Raw genomic sequence first — 20980 nt, forward strand, 5'->3', positions numbered from 1 at the left:
AGTAAGAATTGCCCGTATTCTTGAGCACAATTAGCTTGCAGTTTTGGCTGGCTGGGAGGGATGAGAAAGATGCTGTTGTTAATTAAACTTGTCCGAAATATTAACTTAGGAAAAGAAAAATGGTAAAACGTTAGATTGGGCGTCTACCATTTTCCACAATTAGTTATGATTTTAGATTATATACAAAAGTATCCACTACGAACAAAACAGATTTTAGGGATTAGTTACGAACAATTGCAATCACTGCTAAATTGCGCCTTAAAACGAAATCGATACATCAAAGCTAAACAAGAGAGTCATAAAATTAGAATTAATGCGGCTGGTGGTGGTCGTCCCGAAAAGTTATCAACCGAAGAACAAGTATGTTTATGTCTATTTTATCTAAGACAGATGCCAACATTCCAAGTATTAGGAATGCTATTTGGTGTTTCCAAAACCGAAGCTAATGATACATTTCACGACTGGATACCAATTCTTCGTGATATATTACCTGCTAGTTTATTAGAACAAGTATCAAATAATGAAAGTGATTTACTATTTGTTCAAGAAGTATTAACAAATTTTAGGCTATTAGTCGATAGCTTAGAACAGCCAATATATAGGGATTCTGACCAAAAAGAGCAACAGAAATATTTTTCTGGAAAGAAGAGACAACATACATTAAAAAGTCTGATAATTGGCATACCAGAAGGCAAAGATATTGTAGAGGTAGAAGTAGGTGTTCCTGGGCCAACAGCAGATATAAAATTGTTTCGTCAATCTCAAAATAAATTTGATAAATCTCAACCCTTTTCAGGTGATAAAGGCTTTCAAGGAGGTGAGAATATCACTACTCCTCATAAAAAGAAACCAAAACGAGAATTAACTCAACAGCAAAAAGATGAAAATAAGGCTTTATCTAGTAATCGGATATTCATTGAACATTTGATTCGATTACTTAAAATATTCCGCATAGCCTCACAAAGATTTCGCTTAAAGCTTGAGACGTATGAGCAGATTATTTTAACAGTTTGCGGATTAGTTAGGTTAAGAATTGGTAGCTTAGTTCTGCCAACTTAGCTAGTAGCAAAAATCATAAATTTTTAGAAATTAGGAGTTAATTTTTATGCCTCTAAATTATCACTAACTATCTCAAAGCCTTATAATTACGTATTTACGAAGATATCAAAGTTTTGCCCCAAAGCTTTGAACAGTCTGGCTTTGGAATTTTCGGACAAGTCTATTTTGATGGTTTCCATGATTGCGTGAATTGTTGGGTTTGTGTTGTAGAGTTAGCTGTTGACGATATTTGGATAAATTGCTTTTAACTCGTAGGTCAGCAGTTCAATTTGATACAATCGTTTCTTAATCTCTGCTTCTAGAAGCGTTTTTAATTCCTGTGGGGTTAGTAGTTGAAGTTCGTTCTCTGTGTGGGATTGTTCGTTTTTGGAATTGTTACCAGGCATAACTACATAACGCCAATCGTCACCGTATTGATGGGCTAAAAGACTACCTTGAGGATAATATTTGATACCAATGATCAGTCCTTCGTCTGTACGCTGTCCCAAGGTAAAGTGTGGGTATTTCCAGCCCTTTGGTATTGATATTGTTGGTTCCATGTCTGTAATCATGAAGTTGACTATGCTGCTAGAGGTTTATCTGCTGCTCTGGATTTCCCGGCTACTTTCATAAAGTCATCCAATCCGATAGCTGCATCTTCCGGGTTGGTGTACCGAATCTGATCTACAGCATTTGACCAGTGGCTAATGTGTTGAAAGATTACACCCAGCATGGAGTGAGCTTTGTATACGCGGTAATTCCTGGGGCAAGCTCCATTCACGTAAACGAGTCTGTAGCCAAGAATTTGGATGATCTCTGCATTCGGATCTGTAGGAGGTAGAAGAATTTTCTCTGGGGAATTATCCAGCTCGGCAAATTGAAGAGAAGGCGTAATTTTTGCCATCATTTTATTAACAAGTCTCGTTGTGAAATATTAGGATTATTAATCTCACTTGCCTATACCGCTGCAACTATATCTGGTCAAAAAATTAAACGTATGGGTGTTCAAAAATATGTCGGGCGAATTAAAGAATTCTTAAGGACAATTCGTCGTCATAGCAGTTTTTATATTGGGTTATATGGGTCTAACTGGGTTAATTTTATGGAAAATCTTATGATTTAATTGCACTTTGAGAACTTGACTTGGGATACTGTGAGTCTTTAAGACAAATAGATAACTAAGGCTGTTTTTCAAATGAATATACTTATAATGATTGCAGCATTCATAACCTGCATTTATCAGTCATGGCAATACTTCAACTGATTGAACCCGAAGTTAAAGATTTAGGTGGGTTTACTGCCCGCCGCAGTTTGCCATATCTTAATCGCCAAATGGTCGGGCCATTTATCTTTTTTGATCATCTTGGCCCGTCCGTTTTGCCCCCCAACAGAGGTATTGATGTGCGACCACATCCTCATATCAATCTTGCAACGGTAACTTATTTGTTTGATGGTGCTTTGATGCACCGCGATAGTTTGGGTACTGTGCAGTCAATCCAACCGGGTGCAGTGAACTGGATGACGGCGGGGAAGGGGATTGTACATTCAGAACGATCTCCCGATTCTGACCGACATAACGAAGCCAGCATTCATGGAATTCAAACCTGGGTTGCCCTGCCTGTAGAATATGAAGAAACAGATCCAAAGTTTACTCACTATCCTGCTGAAACTCTTCCGACCTGGGAAGAGAATGGCGCTATCATCAAACTCATTGTTGGACAAACACTTGGCCATACTTCACCTGTGAAAGTTTTCTCACCCATTCTTTATTTAGATGTGGTGCTGTCTGCCAATGCTCACTTCACTGTCCCCGATGGTTATTCTGAGAGGGCAGTATACAGTGTCACAGAAGGGTTAAACATTAATGATGAACCGCTAGAGCCATATCGGTTCGCCATTTTAGAGCCAGATAATGAGATAAAGGTTTCTGCTGTCGCTGCTGCTCGATGCATTATTATTGGTGGTGAGCCATTGGGTACACGTTACAAATGGTGGAATTTTGTCTCTAGCCGAGCAGAGCGAATAGAGCAAGCTAAAGCTGATTGGCGCGATCGCCGCTTTGCAAGCTTACCAGATGAAACAGAGTTTATTCCATTACCAGAAGTGGTAACAGAAGCTAATCCCTTCTCCTAGTAGTTCACCAGCCCAAAATTGTTAGGTGAGGGCAGGCAAAGGAGCAGGGGAGCAGGGGAGAAGCCTGCCCCTCTGCTAACCGCCATGCAAAGTTTACGAGAGCAGAGTACTAGTAGCAGGCCTAAATTCCTCACGTTTTTGTTCTAAATTCTGAATTCTTTTTCAATCTTGTAGCTGTTCGGCTGAACCAAAATGATCATGCGATTAAAGTAGTTTGCCACTCTCACAACGTCGTTCAAATTTACAAGTGATATGCAGCCGTGAGTTTACCAACAGCTACAGACAATTCATCTGTGTCTCTCACTAATTAGTTGTTCTGGTGCTAAAGCGCCAAGTCAAGATTATTGCAGCGAGGGCTAAACCAATAGCCAATCCCCACCAAAGACCAATAGCTCCATAGGCCGACGTGATTCCAAAAGTATAACCAGTGAATAAGCCAACACACCAATAAGCAAAAATTCCAATCAACATAGGGATTCGAGTGTCTTTGAGTCCACGTAATGCTCCTGCCGCAGTAACTTGCACACCGTCAACTATTTGAAAAATCGCCGCGACTCCGAGCAATTTCACTGCCAGGGCAACCACCTGTGCATTGTTCTGGTTGTTAATGTCAATGTAAAGAGAAATAATCGACTTTGGCACAAGCCAAAATGCAATGGCTGCTACAGCCATAGATAAAGCTGCAATGGCAATGCCTACATATCCAGCCAGACGAGTGCCAGCGAGGTTATTTTGTCCGGCTAACTGCCCAACACGAATTGTTGTCGCAATAGAAACGCCCAGCGCAATCTGGAACGACATAGAAATAGTTTGTAAAGCAATTTGATGAGCAGCAAGGGCATTTGTTCCTAATTGCCCAATCAAGAAAGTGACGACAGTGAACAGTCCTACTTCTACTGCAATCAGTCCGCCGATGGGCAGCCCAACCTGAAAAATCTCGCCAATGATATGGCGATGTTCTAAGGTAAAAGCTTTGTAAAATGAGGGTTGAAAAATACCATATACTGCAAATTGAGGTTGATTACATACATAAATTGTCAAAGCAACAAACATACTCCAAAGTGAGAGTGTGCTTGCCAAACCGATACCAGCTAAACCCATTGCTGGAAAACCCAGCTTGCCAAACATCAGCACATAGTTAGCAGCAATGTTGAGCAAAGTACCCAAAACTACAGTCACCATCACTAATTGCGGTTGCAACAGAGCAGAAAGAAAACTTTTAAGTACCGCAAAGCCTAAAGCAGGAATGAAACCCAGTGCGATCGCTCTTAAATAAGTCTGTGCTAATGCTGCTGTGTTAGCATCCTGCCCTAGTTGCAGAAGTAAACTACCTCCATTGCAAAACAGTAAAGTAATCGGTATTGCTAGTATCAGAGATATCTCTAGTCCCAGCCGTACAATTGTCCCGACTTTCTCTTGATTTCCAGCTCCGTATGCTTGGGCAGCTAAGGGACTAACAGCAGAAACAATACCAGTAAAGAGCAGCAGACAAAAGCCAAAGATACTAGCTCCTAAACCTCCAGATGCAATGGTCTGACTTCCTAGCCAACCCATCATTACCGTATCCACAAAACCAGTCGCTCCCTGAGCCAGTTGTGCCAAGGAGAGAGGTATGGCTAACAAGAGGCATTTCTTTATTTCAGAAAACATAATAACCCGATGGGGAGAACAGAGGGTTTTTGAAAAATGTAATCCTGATTTGGGAAATGTTGCTCTTTTGAACTAAAGCCTTTGCTGTACCTGCCATGTGCGTAAAGAGTGAAATATGGATTATATAGCAAGCAATCGCCTTGGCTCAATTTATGCTACTAATAGTTGCAATAATCGCTTATATCTGTAAACTAAAAGTTGCATAATATGACTAGTCAAGAAGAAGTAGAAGAGATTGTAATGTTACCACTAACTGAAGTAGGTTCTATAAGATGGACAACTGCGCGTGGGCAGAAAGTGCGTGAGCTGCGGGGCGATATACCGTTAATGGCTTTATCTAAAAGGCTTGCTGAATTTGAAGTAGATATTTCCCGCCAGTACTTGAACAGGATGGAGACAAATACAGATGTCAAAAACGCTTCTCCAGAACTCATCACTGCTTTGTGTAAAGTATTTGGCTGTACTTTAGCCGAATTACTATGTTTGAAATCAACCAAAATTGTGCAATTAGGGATTGACAACTGCAACTAAAGGTTGCATAATAATGCTCAAAGAGAGCAACCTGCTTTCCTCAAGCACGAAATCCTAGAGCAACTAAATTAAAACTGAAGTGCCGCCGGGGAAAGTAGCCGGAGCTAATCCGGAGTGGCCGGAAGTAAACTTCTAATGCTGAAGTCACCGGAGAGATTCCGATGACCTACCAAGTCTGAAAACTGGTCAAAAAAAAATCAAGATTACAGAAGGCGATCGCTGACTGAGGAGTAGCGATCGCCTTTTCAATGAATACCACATGGCCACACAGAGGACACGGTAACATCCCAATATCTTCTCTACAGCTTAATGATGTCTGGTGTTTTGACATCAGTTGATATGCTTCACCCTGGAATATTCTCATGAGGCTTCGCCAATTCTAGATTGAGAGTGTTGTGCTTGCACAACAAGCTGACACAAAAATAGAGGCAATCGCGCACCTTGGACAGTCTGCGATAGTACTGGAGCGTGAGGGAGGCTGTTGAGGCGCTCTTACGTGTGAGGGCTGTGGTTGTGCCGTTCGATAGTCGGGAGTTGGCGGCGTAAAATTAAAGAAGGCTGAACAGTGGCTAGGAGAAATTAGAAAAACTGTCCACTTTCAGATTTCAAAACCGATATCCTTTATTTAGTTGTAAAGATAGAAGCAATTCTGAAATGTTTGCATGGTAAAACATTCTCTCAGTATTAGTTCAAAGATTGAAGAGATAATACGATGTTTCAAGCTGTACCAGAACCAGTTACTTTTGAAGAATTTCTAGAGTGGAAACCAGAAAATGGTAGATATGAATTACGTAAAGGAGCAATAGTAGAAATGCAGCCAACAGGAGAACATGAGCTAGTCAGGGCATTTTTGATTAGAGAACTTAATTTTGAAATTCGCTCTTATAATCTAGCTTATACGATTCCTGGTCAAGCATTAGTGAAATCCATTGATAAGAAATCTGGTTATATTTCAGATGTACTAATATTGAATCTCCCTAACTTGGTCAATGAACCACTTTGGAAAAAATCATCAATAGTTACTCAAGCAGAGTCAATTCCATTAATAGCAGAAGTTGTCAGTACAAACTGGAGAGATGATTACTTCCTTAAATTTGGTGAATATGAGGAAATTGGTATTCCCGAATATTGGATTGTTGATTACGCTGCTTTGGGTGGCAGGCGATTTATTGGAAATCCTAAACAACCGACAATATCAGTTTATAATATAGTTGAAGGTGAATATCAACTAACTCAGTTTCGAGGAAATGACCGCATTCAATCAGCAACTTTTCCAGAATTAAACTTGACTGCTGAACAAGTTTTTCAAGCTGCTTTGGGAGAATCCTAATCAAAAATGCATACTTTTAAAACCCACATTCCGCAGGTCTATCAGTTGAGAAGATAATATTTTCTGCAAGGCGCACCAAGAAACTGTAGAATCAATCGTCGTTCATCAGTAAGATTAGCAATGTGCTTCAAGCCGGCGATCGTTACCAGATGAATTGACATGAAACATTGAAACACCCACCGCATCGTAGGAGAGGCAGTAGGCTTACCCAACTGATTGTTGATGGTCTGTTTTGCTTGATTAAGAGCTTGGCGTAAAGCCCTTTGCCCCAAACTGTAAACTAACAAGCACAGACCCATAACCCTTGCTAAGGCTGCAACTCGTTCTGGAGAGTTAAGGAAAACACTACTGGTAAAAAACAAAGGGTCTTTGAGAAAACGAAAACCACGCTCAGTCGATTGTTGGACTTTGTATTCTCTGAGTAAATCATCATTGCTCAATTGGTGAGCATCGAGGACATTAGTAGCCAAAATAAACCGTCCAGCCCGTTGTTTTTCGGTAGCGATTGCTACCTCGTCAGGTACAACAATGGCGCGAACTTGATAGTAACACGGTTATGGTTGAGCGTCTTTACGTGGTCTGCCTGATCTGGTGTGGCGTTTGTGTTCCATAACTTCCAACTCAGCCAGTTGATGAAAGCGTTGCTGAGTTTCAAAGTATTTTGCTGCTTGTATCGCATCTGCCGCACAAGCAAATTCTTGTTGTGATAACTGTCGCAGTTGAGATTGTGCTTGTTCGAGTTGCTTGGTCAGACGTTTTTCCAATTGCTTTAAATCCGATTCAGTACGAGCTTCACTTTCCACTACTAGCCAACGCTGTTTCACTCCACCGTAATCGCAGCAACACTCAGCTATTCGGTAGCCTGCAACTACACTAGCCACGAACGCTTCCTGACTTATATTCTCCAATAGCAATTGGGCAGTCGTCAGTGTCGCTGGGAATCTCGACAACCGTTGAGTTGTTGGCATATTCTCCGTGTACATGAAACGAACTTGAGTCCAAGTGTAAACTGTCCTTTTCCACCCCAAACTTCTTGGCTGCTGCCAATGCTACACTCACAAATACTTGTGTTAACCCTGCCTCATACAGTTTGTCCAAGACTCTGCCCAAACGGTCATCATTGAGATGTTCTGGGCTGATGCCCTCTCCTAATAGATGTTCTGTGGCTTTGCCGACAAAAACTTTTCAAACAGGTACAATGGCGCACTCACTAAACCCAAGCCATTGATAATCATTGCTTTGACTGCTTGACCTGCGCTGACTATTTCTTGGTGATGTGTTCCTAGTATTTGGTTGATTTGCTCTTGCCTTACACATTTGGTCGATGATGCCTGCCACTATCCCACAGTGGTCAATATCTTGTACTCTTATTTCTGATGCTGATGGTGTCATTCACCAAAAATACCATTGATCTCCTCTCTTACCTGCGGAATGTGGGGTGTGTGCCTAGCTTCGCGGCTTGCCGAGCGCGACCTGCGGCATGAACAGCGGCTAGAAAGGCTTTAGAAGGTGTGCAACCATAGTTGATGCAACTGCCACCCAACTCATCGCGCTCAAATAGAACGACGTTTCGACCTGCTTTGCCAAAGTCAGCTGCGAGTGGAACTCCGCCCTGACCGCTTCCAATCACAATTACATCTGCTGTTTCCATTGTTATCTCTGTTGATAGTTGGTCATTTTGTCTGCTGTTTGTCGCGTGAATCGATTGATCTTCAACTAACGTAGTGACCCGAACGCCGCACGGATCTCCTCAGAAAAAAGCTGTGGCTGCTCCCACGCCGCGAAGTGACCGCCCTTGTCGACCTCATGGAAGTAGTTCAGGTTGCGATAGGCGCGCCGGGCCCACGTCTCTGGAGCTCGATATTGCTCCTCCGGAAATACCGTGATGGCCACCGGGAGTGATATCTCGGCGGTCTTCTGCGCGGCCGCGTTCAAGATGCTGGTGTTGTTCTCCCAGTACAGCCGAGCTGCCGAGACCGCGCTGTTCGTCAGCCAGTACAGCGTGATGTTGTCCAGCACCTCGTCTTTCGTCGGGGACTTTTCGGAATCGCTGCTGCTGCTTGTCCACTGCGCGAAGCCTGGATGCCCGAGTATCCACGCCGCGAGTCCGGTCGGCGAGTCCGTCAGTCCATACCCGACCGTCTGCGGCCGCGTGCCCATCACCACGGCGTAGGCCCGTTTCTTCTTATTTAAGGTGTCGAGTGAGTCGAAAGCCGCGCGTTCCTTCTCGGAGAGTCCCGCTGGCGCGGGTCCGCCGCCGGCGAGCACCGCGGCCACCTCTGGCGGGATCGTCGCCGGCAAGTTGATGTGGATGCCGAGTAATCCTGCTGGTGCCTGGCGCGCCATCGCGCTGGAAATAGGTGACCCCCAGTCGCCGCCCTGGGCAACGTAGCGGGTGTACCCAAGGCGCTTCATCAGCTCCGCCCAGGCTCGCGCAATGCGGTCGGAACCCCACCCCGTACCCGTCGGTTTGCCGGAGAAGCCGAAGCCGGGAATTGACGGGATAACCAGGTCGAAGGCATCCTCCGGGCGCCCCCCGTAGGCCGTCGGGTTGGTCAGCGGGCCGATGATCTTTAGCTGTTCAAATACCGATCCGGGCCATCCGTGCGTGACGATCAACGGCAAAGCGTGAGGATTTTTGGAGCGGACGTGGATAAAGTGAATGTCCAGTCCGTCGATGTTCGTTACAAACTGCGGTAAGGCATTCAACTTCGCCTCGGCTTTCCGCCAGTCGTACTTTGTTCCCCAGTAACGGACGAGTTCCTTCATTGTCGCTAGTTGCACGCCCTGCGACTGGTCGGCGACAGTCTCCTTGTCAGGCCAGCGAGTCGCCGCAATACGCCTGCGGAGATCGACGATCGCCTCTTGCGGGACGTGGACGCGGAAGGGACGGATGGCGTTGTCTTCGGTCGCGATCGCCTTGCCCGCGACTTGGGTTTGTGCGCCGATCTGGGCGAATTGCTGTGCTAGCAGGCGAGCGGGCGGTGCCAGAAACACCGTTGCCGCCAAGAGCGCGACGAGGAGTCGCGACAGGACGAAGGCACCTGCGGTGCGGGCTTTGGTTTTGTAATGTACTTTTTTTAGTTTGGTCATGGTGTTTTCTTTTTGCTGCAAATTGTCCGTTTCACGGCTCGGGCTAAACCCAATCAGTAACCGTCAACTTCGACGACGGCCTTGGCAAACTCCCGCGGTGCTTCTTGCGGCAGGTTGTGACCGACACCGCCCTTGACGATCCGGTGTGCGTATTTGCCGGAGAATTTTCTTGCGTAGGTACTGGCATCTGGGTGCGGTGCACCGTTGGCATCACCTTCAAGAGTGATGGTGGGTACGGCGATCACGGGGGCTGCGGCGAGCCGCTTCTCAATCTCGTCATACTTAGACTCGCCTTTGGCTAGGCCGAGCCGCCAGCGGTAGTTATGGATGACGATACCGACGTGATCCGGATTGTTAAAGGATGGGGCGCTACGTTCAAATGTAGCGTCATCGAAGTGCCATTGCGGCGAAGCAAGCTGCCAGATGAGCTTGTTAAAGTCATGCCGATATTTTTCGTAGCCGGCGCGGCCCCGCTCCGTCGAAAAATAAAATTGATACCACCATTGGAGTTCGGACTGCGGCGGCAGCGGTGTCTTATTGGCTTCAGGGCTGCCGATCAAATAACCACTCACGGAGACGAGCGCCTTGCAGCGTTCGGGCCAGAGCGCCGCGATAATGTTGGCGGTGCGCGCCCCCCAATCAAAACCGGCGAGAATCGCCTTCTCAATCTTGAGCGCATCCATCAGTGCGATAATATCGACAGCGATCGCCGACTGTTGCCCATTGCGGAACGTCTCGCTCGAAAGAAAGCGCGTCGTGCCAAAGCCACGCAGATATGGGACGATCGCTCGGTACCCCGCCGATGCTAACAAAGGAGCAACATCGACATAGCTATGAATGTCGTAGGGCCATCCGTGCAGGAGCATTATTGGATGGCCATTCGCGCTACCAGCTTCAGCGTATCCGATATTCAGCACACCAGCATCGATCTGCTTGAGTGAGCCAAACGATGTGTTTGTCCCCGGCTCATTCATGGCCAGAACTGCTGGTTTTATTTTGATCGACTGTGCGATCGCAGAAGCAAATATACTTAGCTGTGTAGTAGCAATGGTCATAGCCGCAGTGCCCAAAAAGCGGCGGCGCTGATAGTTGATTTTTTCAGACATTTATCTTTTTCCAATTGGATTCAACTCAACTTGCTTTAGCTGGCGACAAGACTCTATCCAGGAGATTCCACCAGAGAGTCCAGCCCAGACGAGGCCCAGGCACTACGAGCGACCTGCCCCTCAAGCCGTAACTTCACTTCGCATGAATTGGGCGGCGTGCAATTTCACAAAGTCGTACATGCTCGTCGGCGTCTTGCCAGTGAGCTTGAACAGGTCATCCGTCATGCGGTCATACCGCCCCTGCATGTGAAGTTCGGCCATCACCGCGAGGTGGTTGAGGAGGTGTGTTGGCACTCCAAACTCACAAAGCATATCCGTCCACTCGGAGAGGGGCACATTACGATAGCGGATCGTTCGGCCAAGTGCCTCGGAAAAGACGCGCGCATAGTAGTCTAGATCAGCCGACTCAAATCCAGTCAGATTGTAAACATGACCAATGTGCGGTGCCGGGTCGTCGAGAATCACGGAAACGGCGCGCGCCACATCAACCGCCGAGATCGGTGAGGTCTTGCTGTTCCCCAGCGGTAGCGCCAGTTCGTCACTGTCCCGGACTCCAGCAGTGGCGAGACGCAGGAAGAAGCTTTCAAGGAAGGCCGTCGGCCGCACCGTGACGATCGGCAGCCCCGACCATGCCAATGCCTGTTCTGCCAGCCAGTGCAGCTTGTGCTGCGGACTCAGGGTGGTCTCGGTAATACTCATCTGCGTCACCGTCATCTGCGACATGTTCACGAAAGCCTCAACACCGTGATGGCGTGCCACCGCAGCAGTGTTGACCGTGGCTTCGAGATACGCCGCCGAGACTGACATGCCGAAATAGATGCGGGTGCAACCTTCGATCGCGCGGTGCATCGAGGTAAGATCAGTTAGATCGCCTTGCACGACCTCGGCCCCAAGCTGGCGTAGACCTTCAGCGCGTTCATCCTCCCGGCGAACTAAGGCACGCACCTTATGCCCTTTGGCAAGCAGCATTGCAGTGAGGTTGCGGCCGATCGCACCGAGATCGCCAGCCGCCCCGGTTACGAGGATTGGGCTGTCATGTGTTGATTTCATCGTCATATCATTTACCTTGCGTTCATTTTCTTGTCGCTCGTTGCGAAGGTGTATCTGTTTGCGTTATCAACCGAAAGTGAACGCAAAAGCCTCCACCCCGGAATCCAGAAACTCGATCTCGAACTGTCGATCGGTGATAGGCTTTGGTTGTCGAATCAGTTGGTATAATCGCTGTTCGGTAGCCGTGCCTTCGCCTCGCACATCGACATCAAGTCCGCGAGCCGCGGCTGCCGGCTGCCCATCTACAAGTACGCGAAACCGCAGGGACATTCCTCGCTCGGCCGGTCCCATGACGAGATGAAGGTCGCGTGCATGGAAGCGGTATGCGATTCGCCCGCCGGATTTGTTCAGTACAATGGCTTGTCTTCCAATTGTCCAATCGCCCGAAAGCGCCCATTGATTAGGTTTCAATTGCGCGGGGGCGGTATATAAATGACGCTTGTTTAACACTGCGCCGCCGGGAGATGCAAAATTCTCCGTTCTTTCGTAACCGAGGTAGTTTTCAGGCGATTTCAGGCTGCCCCAATCGGCGGCGGCTTCAAAGCCGCGAGCGTCGACTTCGACCATTTTCGGACTGACATGGCCAGTTCGTGACTCAGACAGTAGCTGTTGAATGACCCTTTCCGATTGCTCGTACTCGCCCTCGCCGAATTGGTGATGACGAATGCGTCCTTGCGTGTCTATAAAATAAAGGGCTGGCCAATAATGGTTCTCGAAAGCACGCCACACCACATAATCGTTATCTACGGCGATCGGATAGTCAATTTTCATTTCTGTTGAGGCTCGGCGGACATTATCGATATTCTTCTCGAATTCAAACTCCGGTGTATGTATACCAATTACTACTAGTCCCCGATCCTTATACTTCTCGGCCCACGCGCGAACGTAAGGGAGTTGGCGCAGCCAATTGATGCAGGTATAAGTCCAGAAGTTGATCAGCACGACTTTTCCACGCAGTTCGTCAACTGTTAATGGCTGCGAATTGAGCCACGCGATCGCGCCGACAAGAGAAGGCAGTTCACCTTCAATAAGTAACTCAGCCGTTGCCGACGTAGCGTGTTGTGTGGTGCAGCCGATCATACCAAGCTGGGTGGCAGCAATAGTTTTAAGCATAGTTGTTAAAAAGTAGCGGCGATTATGATTGATTTTTTTAGACACGCACTGACCTCCCTGTCGTTGCGTTCGGATAGGTACAGTGGAATTAGAAAACCTCGACAGTTCTCTCCTCGACGACCAAGTGCGAGCCATTACCATTGGGGTGTGGGGTGCGCTCATGGACGGGCGACGTGGGTGTTCGATCAATCAGCAAGCTGAGCAGTTCGGGGCGGCTGTAATGACCGCGTGCGTCCATGAGTCGCTTGCGGGCGTCAATCTTGGCAAAGTCAAGATCGGCAATCACTTCGCCTTCGCCCACTTTGAGAGGCTCGCCGATGATTTGGCCGTCCGGACTCACAATGGCAGTGAAGCAGCCGCCAGAAATCGGCTCGATAGCGCAACCCGTGTCCTTCATGATTTGAGCCTGCTGATCAGCATCCAGCCACGCGGTCGCACAGACGACAAAGCAGGCGGATTCAAGAGCGTGCTGGCGGACGTTAATTTCCGCTTGCTCCGCGAACAGTGGGCCGGCGAACGATCCGGGATACATCGCCGAGTGGATTTGCTCACCATCAGCGATCATCGCATACCGTGCCAAAGGATTGTTATGCTCCCAGCAGGCAAGTTGTCCGATCCGCCCAACGGTACTATCGATGGCGCGCAGACCCGAGCCGTCACCCTGGCCCCAGAGTATCCGCTCGTTATAAGTTGGCGTAAGCTTGCGGCGGCGCTGAATCAGCGTACCGTCTGCGTCGAAGAGAAGCTGCGTATTGTAGATCGAGCCGCCGTCGCGCTCATTGACGCCGATCGAAACAACCATGTTTGCTTCCTTCGCGGCTTCGGTGATCGCCCGGGTTTCAGCAGACGGCACCGTAACCGACTCTTCAAGCAACCGCAGATGTTCCTTTGCCAACGCGAACGGGGCTAGCACATAGGAGAAGTAGGGGTAATAGGGAACGATGGTCTCGGGGAAGGTCGCGAACTGGACGCCTTGTTTGCCCAGCTCACGGATTTTCTTCACAACCTTCTCGACGGTACCCTCCCGGCTGTACAGCACGGGACTAATCTGCACAGCGGCGGCTTTAACGATCGTACTAGCAAGGATATTTTTAGTCTTTTTCATTGTTTTAAAATTTTACTGTTCATGTTAAGTAACAATTTCCTAATCTGATACGGATACGGAGTGAAGGAATGCTGCCGACACATCTGCGTAGGTTCCGAAGCGAGGACGCGGACGGATCTTGCTCCCGTCCGCGTCCTCGGGTTCAGCGCAGCGACCTGAACGCTGCCCTGAGTTCCTGAGCAAAAATCGTTGGCTTCGTAAGCCTCTGCCGCTACCTAGTCGTCGGCGTACTTGGCGGGTGTGGCAACTCTGACCGCATCATCTGGAAAAAACAGGAAAAACATCCTCTATGTAACGATCGGCCGCGGCGGCGGCCTCTTCTGGACTGCTGCCGTTCTGACGCGCGCTCAGGTAGGGCGCGTACCAGTCCCACCAGTGGTGCTTGGCGTGTGTCTTCTCGTAATGGTCGTGGTGCTCCGCCGTCTCACGGAGGAGATTTGCAAGGGTTGGAATATCTGTGGCTCGTGCCTGCGTCAATTTCCACTCGCGGCCGGGAAGTCGCTCCTTGATCTCCTGGAGCAGCCAGAGGTTCCCGTCTGGGTCCTCGAACGAGGCAAACGAGAAGTAGGAACGGCCTTGCGGGTCACGTCCGCCAACGCGCGGGTTCTCCACGGTGTTATTGAAGGGAGCACCGGCGTAGTGGAAGACTTCGCTCACGTTGACACCGCGAGCGATTAAGTCTTCGCGGGCGGCGTCGAGGTCGTCCACGGCAAGGACCAGGCTGTACGCCGAGCCAGAATTGTTCGGAGTGCCTCCCTTGCCGAAGATGATCGAGGCTTCCGAGTTGGGCGGCGTCATCTGCACGCCGCGGAAGTCGCCCTGCACGATGTCGATGTCGAGTCGCCAGCCGAGATTCTCGTAGAATGCTTTCGCGCGGTCAACGTCGGAAACGCTGAACACCACAACTTCGAGTTTCATGTTTGGACTGTTTACGCGATCGCTACTCATCTTGTTCTCCTTTTGGTTGGTAAGTTTGATGTTCAAATTGGTTACTTTTCATTCTTCTACGATTGCCCCATGCACACCACTCAAGTTCTTTGAGTTAAAACGCGACTTATTGCTTTAATTGAGTCGGCTATTTGTTTCAAATGTGGGTATTGGTGTTGGTGTAGCGCAGAAAAAGCGGAAGGATGAATGCTGCAATCTATTCCTGCTATGCGGGTATTTCGCGCCTTTGAAGCGTCTCTAAACGCGATCGCACCCCAACAAACTTTTATTTGATCTCAGCCGGGTCAAACTCGGTAACTCGTCCCGGACGGGCAGCTAAAAATACATCGTAGGAAGTGCAATAGGCAATTGTGACATCATTAACTTGGTTATAAAGATGAACCACCGTATTCGCTCCTCCAGGTTGGAGCGCAATGGCGCAATGGGTTCCAGATCGCCAAAAAACAGACGACGAATGGTATCTCCACTGCCCAATTCATCTCTTAATTTCTTTAACAGAGTCAATTTCCCTTCCAGGGTTGGGGGGGTTGGATCAGCGGAATGCTTAGTTTGACTCATTGTTGCTTCACTCATGATTGTTACTCTCCAATGGTGTTGAAATGGACTGGTCAAACTTTTTGATATCTTCACTTCACCGAGGAAAAGGCAGTCGGTGCCAGCAACTCATTGCTGATGCTCTGCACGAGTTGTCCGTCCTTCTCAGTCTCGGTGCTGACCGCGATCCATTCGGGGTCGGCGAGGAATGCGTTCCAGCGCTCCTGGCGTTCAGCCATGCTGTCCCAGGCAAGCATATAGGTAAGCTGCTGATTGCTCTCGCCAACTAACGTTGTCCAGAATCCAGCCTGACGGATGCCATGCTTTTCCCAAATCTGTAACGTATGGTTCTGGAAGCGCGACAGCAGCGCGGGTAGTCGTCCGGGCATGGCGTTATAAATGCGTAATTCGTAGATCATGCTTGTGTTCCTTTAAAGGCTAAGCGGTTGAGCAATTCTGGTTGAGAGCGTCAGAGTGGAATGGCACTAAGAAAAGCGTAAATCCTTGGTATTACTAGATGAGAGGGTGTGGGGTTGCAGGTTCGGGTGTAGGGAATTAAGAAGATGTTGAACTTTTTGACGCATTCGCATTCAATTGTCTGGAACACTACACCCAACACCCTACCCCCAACACCCTGCCCTGACGACGTTTCACCTTTTCTTAGTGCCATTTCGTCAGAGTGATTCTTCTTGGCGCAAAGTGGTGTCAGTGTCCCGCACTCTGTCCACCATCGACGTGAAGGATTTCGCCCGTGACAAAGTTGGCTGATTCCAGGTAGAGGATTGCATCGATGACGTCGGAGATATCGCCCATACGACCGATCGGGTGCAGAGCATCGAGCTGTGCATGGGTCTCAGCGGGATGCATTGGCGTCTTGATGGTACCCAGCGCGATCGCGTTTACCCGGATACCGCGCTTGGCATACTCGATCGCCAGCGATCTGGTCGCAGCATTCAGTCCGCCTTTTGTAAGTGATGCAAGTACAGATGGTACGCCAGCGATCGGGTTGTCTACTAGGCTTGTCGATATCTGCACTATATGACCGCTCCCCTGCTTCTCCATTTCTGCGATGGCGAGTTGCGTCATGTGAAAGAAGCCAGTGACGTTAGTGCCCAGGTACGCCGCGTAGTCAGCCTCGGTGTATTGAGTAAATGGCTTGGCGATGAAGATACCCGCGTTGTTGATGAGCGTGTCGATGCGCCCAAAGCGGGACACGCCTTCGGAAATCGCACGTTCGGGGGTTTTTCGATCGGCGATGTCACCTGACACTGCAAGGATTGCATCATCATCCGATGGCTGAATTGAGCGTGAGATAGCGACCACCCGATAGTTGCGATCGCGGTACGCCTTGACAAGGGCTGCGCCGATGCCCTGCGACGCGCCGGTAATAACAGCGACTTTCTGTTCAATGCCCATAGTAAAACTCCTTTATGCTTTTGAGGGGTTGGTGAAATGAGGGAGGAATTTATTGAACGGCACAATGCAATGCAGTCTGTTCTCATTACAGAACTTACACATTGACAAATTTGTAATTATGTGATATCAGCTATGGGATATAAGACATAAATTACCTCAACTTAGCAGAGTTTTGAACCTAAAGAACATAAGCGTCTTTATAGTTATCATTCTCCTTTGGAGATAATGTGTGAATGTTGTAGGTCAGGCTATGGTCGGAGCCGTTATGCGGTGGTCATGGTCGGTGCTGGTAGCGACTGGCAGCCATGCTTCGATTTCCTGTGCCATTTTCGCGGCGTTGCTCTGGTACATCGCGATCGTGTCCTTCCCAACGAGCAAATGCAGCGGCGGACGTTCTGTATTGGCGAGTTGAATAATCACTTGAGCAAACTTTTTCGGATCGCCAGGTTGGTGACCGTGTAGCGCATCGGCTCCGCTACGCATCGGCCCTACCGTTTCCTGGTAATCGTCGATAATGGTTTTAGCGGCAACATAGGATTCAGTGCTCAGGAAGTCAGTACTAAAAAGACCGGGAGCTACTGCCGTGACGTAGATGCCGAGCGGTGCTAGTTCGACTGCTAACCCTTTCGAGAGACCCTCGACTGCAAATTTAGTAGACCCATACAATCCCCAGCCCGGAACTGCATCGTAGCCGAACAGCGACGTTATATTGATGACCCGACCGGATTTTTGCTGGCGCAGGTATGGCAACACGGCACGAGTCACGTTCAGTAAACCAAATATGTTGGTATCATACTGTTTGCGGACTTCGGTATCCGTGGCTTCTTCGATCGCAGTAACTATGCCAAACCCGGCATTATTGACTAAGACATCAACCCGGCCGAAACGGGCAAAGCCTTGCTTGACAGCCTCTTGTACCTGGTCTTCCTGGGTGACATCCATCTGCACAACGTACAGATCGGGGTGGTTGTGCAGGGTAGCGGCGAGTTGTGCGGGCTGAGAGCGAACCGTCGCTACTACTTGGTCGCCTGCTGCCAGGACTGCTCTGGCAATTTCTAACCCAAAGCCCCTGGACGCTCCGGTAATGAACCATACTTTCTGCGTTTTCATTTTGTATCCTCGTTTTAGGTGTTGTCTAGTTTGTTGGCTTTAGCTGTTTCGGTTAGTGCATGACTGCTGCACTGATCGTGAGTATCAAAAGGAGTGAAAAACGTGTTACTGGCTCCTTTTGATCCTTAAGCGATTGATGTCCCGTTACCGTCCGGGAGCGCGCGTCTTTACTTCTTGGAGCACCCAACCATTGCCGTCTGGATCGCTGAATGAGGCAAAGGACGCATAGTCGCGACGTTTTGGATCGGGGCCAGGTACCCGTCCCTCAGTTCCGGCGTGGTGGAATATCCCACCCACGTCGTGGAACACCTCACTCACCTCGACACCACGCTCGACGAGTTCGGCGCGGGCTGCCTCGATGTCGTAAACTATGAGGTACAGACCCTGAACTGAACCCGGCGCGGCTAACGTAACTCCTTTACCGAAGATAATTGAGGCTTCCGAGCCAGGAGGAGTCAATTGCACCACTCGGAAGTCCTTATCGGTAACGAAGTCAGCATCTAGCCGCCATCCCAACGTCTCATAGAAGTGCTTGGAGCGATCAACATCGGAGACGGGTAATACCACAACTTCAAGTTTCATGTTTTGACTGTTTACGTGATTGCTACTCATCTTTTTCTCCTTTAGATTTGTGAGCTTGCTGCCCACCTCGATTAACTTCATTTTTCTGCGATCGCTCAATTTAGACCACTCAAGTTAGTTGAGTTAAAACGCGACTTAACTATTCGGCATTGGAGGAAAGTAGCAGGAAGTGAGCCACAAGCAATTAAAGCTGATATACTTCAGCGAAAATGAGCGCATTCGCCTGTCCATCTGTGTTGCTGAAACTCTTTGCTAAACCTTGATTGAAGAAACGCCTAATATTTTGAGGAAAGATTCACTTTGTCTTTCACGCCATTGGTTGATCTATGGATGCCAATTCATCAAATAGATCAAATAGATCAAACTTTAGAAGAATTTCCAATTACCAAAATTTTGTCATTTTCATAAAATTCCCCACGCTGTTCTAGTGCAAACCCACCGAGCAGTAGCCCCAGCTACACATCCACCATAGGCATTTTCAGTTTCCGTTGCAGCTTCGTCAGGGCAATTTCATCTTTAACTTGCGCTAGGTGTATTCAAAGTCTAGCTCTGTCAGGGACTACTTGTATTCTGCCTCAACTACACTCAACAACTTCTCCTCCATACCAGTCAGATAAGGGACTTCCAGTGAATAAAATATACAGATAGCGAATAAAATATACAGATATATTAAAACGATAATCATTATAAGAATGGGAGTTTTGGGTTGCCGTTGGCAACCCAAAACTCCCTAAATGCACATCAAAAATTTGCAGTTTCCGGCTTTGCTGGAGAGTACTGTTTGATAATGCTAATATTATTAATTTCTGCTATATAAAATTTTGAGAACTATTTTTAAATCTATGTTGTTTCATAGCAAATATCAATAAACTATTTGCCTAAATTTGGGAAAGTTTCGTGACCTGAATTAGTCAAACGCTTAATTTGATTTTCAATTTTTGACATGGCTTCTTTCGAGAGATTAACTCCTAATTCATAAGTTTTAGTAACTAGTTTAACAACAGGCAGGATGCTTCCCATTCCATGTCATGTTATGAGCAAAATATAACGCTGTTTCAATTTTATCTAAAATACTTCCATTCCACTGATTCTCTAAAACTGCCCAAGTTCGTTCAATGGGATTATACTTACTATGATACGGAGGATAGTAAGCTAAACGTAAGTTAAGTTTGTATTCTTGAGAAAATTCAACTATGCGTTCCATAAATTGTGTGCGGCTAGAGCTATTCTCTCCTCCATTATCTTGATTAATGACTAAAGTTTTTATTTTGGAAAATCGCCAGCTTTCTCTTAACCAGAAATCTGTGAGAACATCAACAATAAAATCACTGGTTACTTGTGATTCTGTGAAATATAAAAATAGTTCGTCAAATTCTGAAATCCAGATAAGCTCACATACATTATTCTAGAAGCTTTGAAAAAAACTCATCAACGTAGCATCATCTTGTCAGGCTGGGGAAACGTTGGGAGAACAGTAGGGATCAAAGACTCGTTACGCGCGTTTGTTCGCAAGGAAGTTCCCCATGATTGGCTGTTTCCTCAAGTGAAGGCAATGGTACATCACGCAGGTGCAAGTACAACTGCGGCAGTGTTACGCTCCGGGATACCTTCAATCGTTGTACCCTTCTTTGCAGATCAGCCAATTTGGGGTGAAAAGCTGAATCGGTTGGGAGTCAGCCCATCACCAATCCCGTATAATCACGTATCAGAAGAAACTCTAGCAGAGGCTATTGAAGTTGTACTAAGCGATGAGGTAATGAAGAAGAAAGCCCAAGAGTTAGGGCAGAAGATAAGGAGTGAAGATGGTGTAGCAAATGCTGTTGAAGCATTCCATCGACATCTAGGATTATTGCGGGATGAGTAGTGATGAGCGATTGCCGTTCGTGCTAGCGTCTCCTTTGGAGAAGCGCTTAAGCGGGATCTGCTCGCTTGCCTATCTTAATGTGTTACAGAAGATATCTAAGTTTTTACTTAGATATATTGCTCACATATTTAAAATAGAATTGATTCGTTCTAGCCCACATTCCGCACCTACAACTGTCACACCCCAAAGGAACAGATATATTTAGTACATAAGAACTAATAATTAAAAGAATTGACTAGAATCTATTAGAGCTAAATAGAAATTATTATAATTAACTTAGATATACAGTTGAATATTTACGACTAAGTACAAAATTTTAGTTCTTAGGTTATTTTGATGTCAAAAAGGGTTCAAAATCATTGAAAGCTTTATCCTCA

The 20980-nt window shown here is 47.4% G+C and carries 21 protein-coding genes and 3 pseudogenes; 6 read left to right on the top strand and 18 right to left on the bottom strand.

Annotation, left to right across the window (positions count from 1 at the left end):
• The first annotated feature begins 165 nt into the window (after positions 1-165).
• Positions 166-1059 carry a transposase family protein gene (locus WKK05_RS14125; RefSeq protein ID WP_341525207.1) on the top strand — a complete coding sequence of 298 codons (894 nt, stop codon included), beginning with the start codon at positions 166-168 and terminating at the stop codon, positions 1057-1059.
• A 212-nt stretch (positions 1060-1271) separates the two neighbouring features.
• Here the strand turns inward: WKK05_RS14125 and WKK05_RS14130 are convergent, their stop codons facing one another.
• A complete protein-coding gene (locus WKK05_RS14130) occupies positions 1272-1598 on the bottom strand; it encodes a hypothetical protein (protein ID WP_341530281.1) in 327 nt (108 codons plus the stop codon).
• 20 nt (positions 1599-1618) lie between these two features.
• Positions 1619-1945 carry a hypothetical protein gene (locus WKK05_RS14135; protein WP_341530282.1) on the bottom strand — a complete coding sequence of 109 codons (327 nt, stop codon included), beginning with the start codon at positions 1943-1945 and terminating at the stop codon, positions 1619-1621.
• 27 nt (positions 1946-1972) lie between these two features.
• Here WKK05_RS14135 and WKK05_RS14140 point away from each other — a divergent pair.
• Positions 1973-2149, top strand: a pseudogene (locus WKK05_RS14140) (IS4 family transposase); the annotation flags it as partial.
• A gap of 134 nt (positions 2150-2283) precedes the next feature.
• Positions 2284-3171, top strand: a complete 888-nt coding sequence (locus WKK05_RS14145) for a pirin family protein (RefSeq protein WP_341530283.1) — start codon at positions 2284-2286, stop codon at positions 3169-3171.
• A gap of 303 nt (positions 3172-3474) precedes the next feature.
• Here the strand turns inward: WKK05_RS14145 and WKK05_RS14150 are convergent, their stop codons facing one another.
• Positions 3475-4821 (bottom strand): MATE family efflux transporter, encoded by a 1347-nt coding sequence (locus WKK05_RS14150; RefSeq protein WP_341530284.1) that lies wholly within the window; start codon positions 4819-4821, stop codon positions 3475-3477.
• Between the two features lie 207 nt (positions 4822-5028).
• Between WKK05_RS14150 and WKK05_RS14155 the strand changes: the two genes are divergently transcribed.
• Complete coding sequence (locus tag WKK05_RS14155; RefSeq protein ID WP_341530285.1) at positions 5029-5352, top strand: helix-turn-helix transcriptional regulator; 324 nt, start codon at positions 5029-5031, stop codon at positions 5350-5352.
• 166 nt (positions 5353-5518) lie between these two features.
• Here the strand turns inward: WKK05_RS14155 and WKK05_RS14160 are convergent, their stop codons facing one another.
• Positions 5519-5716 (bottom strand): hypothetical protein, encoded by a 198-nt coding sequence (locus WKK05_RS14160; RefSeq protein ID WP_341530286.1) that lies wholly within the window; start codon positions 5714-5716, stop codon positions 5519-5521.
• A 348-nt stretch (positions 5717-6064) separates the two neighbouring features.
• Between WKK05_RS14160 and WKK05_RS14165 the strand changes: the two genes are divergently transcribed.
• The gene (locus WKK05_RS14165; protein WP_341530287.1) at positions 6065-6682 is read left to right on the top strand and encodes a Uma2 family endonuclease; all 618 of its coding nucleotides are present in this window, start codon (positions 6065-6067) and stop codon (positions 6680-6682) included.
• A 41-nt stretch (positions 6683-6723) separates the two neighbouring features.
• On the opposite strand, the pseudogene WKK05_RS14170 reads toward WKK05_RS14165, so the two are convergent.
• The 14 genes and pseudogenes from WKK05_RS14170 to WKK05_RS14235 form a co-directional block, all read right to left on the bottom strand.
• Positions 6724-8074 (bottom strand): annotated as a pseudogene (locus WKK05_RS14170) (IS1634 family transposase).
• 28 nt (positions 8075-8102) lie between these two features.
• A complete protein-coding gene (locus WKK05_RS14175) occupies positions 8103-8333 on the bottom strand; it encodes an FAD-dependent oxidoreductase (RefSeq protein WP_341530288.1) in 231 nt (76 codons plus the stop codon).
• Positions 8334-8398: 65 nt separating this feature from the next.
• Entirely contained in the window at positions 8399-9796 is a 1398-nt protein-coding gene (locus WKK05_RS14180; protein ID WP_341530289.1) for an epoxide hydrolase family protein, read from the bottom strand.
• A gap of 32 nt (positions 9797-9828) precedes the next feature.
• Positions 9829-10881, bottom strand: coding sequence for an alpha/beta hydrolase (locus tag WKK05_RS14185; protein WP_341530290.1), 1053 nt, complete (start codon positions 10879-10881; stop codon positions 9829-9831).
• Positions 10882-11001: 120 nt separating this feature from the next.
• Positions 11002-11937: an NAD(P)H-binding protein gene (locus tag WKK05_RS14190; protein WP_341530291.1), complete on the bottom strand. Its 936-nt coding sequence runs from the start codon at positions 11935-11937 to the stop codon at positions 11002-11004.
• A gap of 60 nt (positions 11938-11997) precedes the next feature.
• Positions 11998-13089 (bottom strand): thioredoxin family protein, encoded by a 1092-nt coding sequence (locus tag WKK05_RS14195; RefSeq protein WP_341530292.1) that lies wholly within the window; start codon positions 13087-13089, stop codon positions 11998-12000.
• A 43-nt stretch (positions 13090-13132) separates the two neighbouring features.
• Positions 13133-14149, bottom strand: coding sequence for a nitrilase-related carbon-nitrogen hydrolase (locus WKK05_RS14200; protein WP_341530294.1), 1017 nt, complete (start codon positions 14147-14149; stop codon positions 13133-13135).
• A 258-nt stretch (positions 14150-14407) separates the two neighbouring features.
• Positions 14408-15133, bottom strand: a complete 726-nt coding sequence (locus tag WKK05_RS14205; RefSeq protein ID WP_341530295.1) for a VOC family protein — start codon at positions 15131-15133, stop codon at positions 14408-14410.
• A 279-nt stretch (positions 15134-15412) separates the two neighbouring features.
• The gene (locus WKK05_RS14210; protein ID WP_341530296.1) at positions 15413-15670 is read right to left on the bottom strand and encodes a hypothetical protein; all 258 of its coding nucleotides are present in this window, start codon (positions 15668-15670) and stop codon (positions 15413-15415) included.
• 53 nt (positions 15671-15723) lie between these two features.
• Positions 15724-16050 carry an NIPSNAP family protein gene (locus WKK05_RS14215; protein WP_341530297.1) on the bottom strand — a complete coding sequence of 109 codons (327 nt, stop codon included), beginning with the start codon at positions 16048-16050 and terminating at the stop codon, positions 15724-15726.
• Between the two features lie 286 nt (positions 16051-16336).
• On the bottom strand, positions 16337-17047 hold the full coding sequence (locus tag WKK05_RS14220) for an SDR family oxidoreductase (RefSeq protein WP_341530298.1): 711 nt from the start codon (positions 17045-17047) through the stop codon (positions 16337-16339).
• Positions 17048-17290: 243 nt separating this feature from the next.
• The gene (locus WKK05_RS14225; protein WP_341530299.1) at positions 17291-18157 is read right to left on the bottom strand and encodes an oxidoreductase; all 867 of its coding nucleotides are present in this window, start codon (positions 18155-18157) and stop codon (positions 17291-17293) included.
• 144 nt (positions 18158-18301) lie between these two features.
• Positions 18302-18838, bottom strand: a complete 537-nt coding sequence (locus WKK05_RS14230) for a VOC family protein (RefSeq protein WP_341530300.1) — start codon at positions 18836-18838, stop codon at positions 18302-18304.
• Between the two features lie 771 nt (positions 18839-19609).
• Positions 19610-20126, bottom strand: a pseudogene (locus tag WKK05_RS14235) (transposase); the annotation flags it as partial.
• 27 nt (positions 20127-20153) lie between these two features.
• Here WKK05_RS14235 and WKK05_RS14240 point away from each other — a divergent pair.
• Complete coding sequence (locus WKK05_RS14240; protein ID WP_341530301.1) at positions 20154-20603, top strand: glycosyltransferase; 450 nt, start codon at positions 20154-20156, stop codon at positions 20601-20603.
• The last annotated feature ends 377 nt before the right edge of the window (positions 20604-20980 follow it).

The sequence above is a fragment of the Nostoc sp. UHCC 0302 genome (assembly GCF_038096175.1).
Classification (GTDB): domain Bacteria; phylum Cyanobacteriota; class Cyanobacteriia; order Cyanobacteriales; family Nostocaceae; genus UHCC-0302.

What these genes read in the sequence shown, in the direction of transcription:
- WKK05_RS14130 (WP_341530281.1), bottom strand. Translation starts at nt 1,598, where the DNA reads ATGGAACCAACAATATCAATACCAAAGGGCTGGAAATACCCACACTTT.
- WKK05_RS14165 (WP_341530287.1), top strand. Translation starts at nt 6,065, where the DNA reads ATGTTTCAAGCTGTACCAGAACCAGTTACTTTTGAAGAATTTCTAGAG.
- WKK05_RS14175 (WP_341530288.1), bottom strand. Translation starts at nt 8,333, where the DNA reads ATGGAAACAGCAGATGTAATTGTGATTGGAAGCGGTCAGGGCGGAGTT.
- WKK05_RS14185 (WP_341530290.1), bottom strand. Translation starts at nt 10,881, where the DNA reads ATGTCTGAAAAAATCAACTATCAGCGCCGCCGCTTTTTGGGCACTGCG.
- WKK05_RS14145 (WP_341530283.1), top strand. Translation starts at nt 2,284, where the DNA reads ATGGCAATACTTCAACTGATTGAACCCGAAGTTAAAGATTTAGGTGGG.
- WKK05_RS14125 (WP_341525207.1), top strand. Translation starts at nt 166, where the DNA reads ATGATTTTAGATTATATACAAAAGTATCCACTACGAACAAAACAGATT.
- WKK05_RS14160 (WP_341530286.1), bottom strand. Translation starts at nt 5,716, where the DNA reads ATGAGAATATTCCAGGGTGAAGCATATCAACTGATGTCAAAACACCAG.
- WKK05_RS14150 (WP_341530284.1), bottom strand. Translation starts at nt 4,821, where the DNA reads ATGTTTTCTGAAATAAAGAAATGCCTCTTGTTAGCCATACCTCTCTCC.
- WKK05_RS14155 (WP_341530285.1), top strand. Translation starts at nt 5,029, where the DNA reads ATGACTAGTCAAGAAGAAGTAGAAGAGATTGTAATGTTACCACTAACT.
- WKK05_RS14220 (WP_341530298.1), bottom strand. Translation starts at nt 17,047, where the DNA reads ATGGGCATTGAACAGAAAGTCGCTGTTATTACCGGCGCGTCGCAGGGC.
- WKK05_RS14215 (WP_341530297.1), bottom strand. Translation starts at nt 16,050, where the DNA reads ATGATCTACGAATTACGCATTTATAACGCCATGCCCGGACGACTACCC.
- WKK05_RS14225 (WP_341530299.1), bottom strand. Translation starts at nt 18,157, where the DNA reads ATGAAAACGCAGAAAGTATGGTTCATTACCGGAGCGTCCAGGGGCTTT.
- WKK05_RS14135 (WP_341530282.1), bottom strand. Translation starts at nt 1,945, where the DNA reads ATGATGGCAAAAATTACGCCTTCTCTTCAATTTGCCGAGCTGGATAAT.
- WKK05_RS14190 (WP_341530291.1), bottom strand. Translation starts at nt 11,937, where the DNA reads ATGACGATGAAATCAACACATGACAGCCCAATCCTCGTAACCGGGGCG.
- WKK05_RS14210 (WP_341530296.1), bottom strand. Translation starts at nt 15,670, where the DNA reads ATGAGTGAAGCAACAATGAGTCAAACTAAGCATTCCGCTGATCCAACC.
- WKK05_RS14200 (WP_341530294.1), bottom strand. Translation starts at nt 14,149, where the DNA reads ATGAAAAAGACTAAAAATATCCTTGCTAGTACGATCGTTAAAGCCGCC.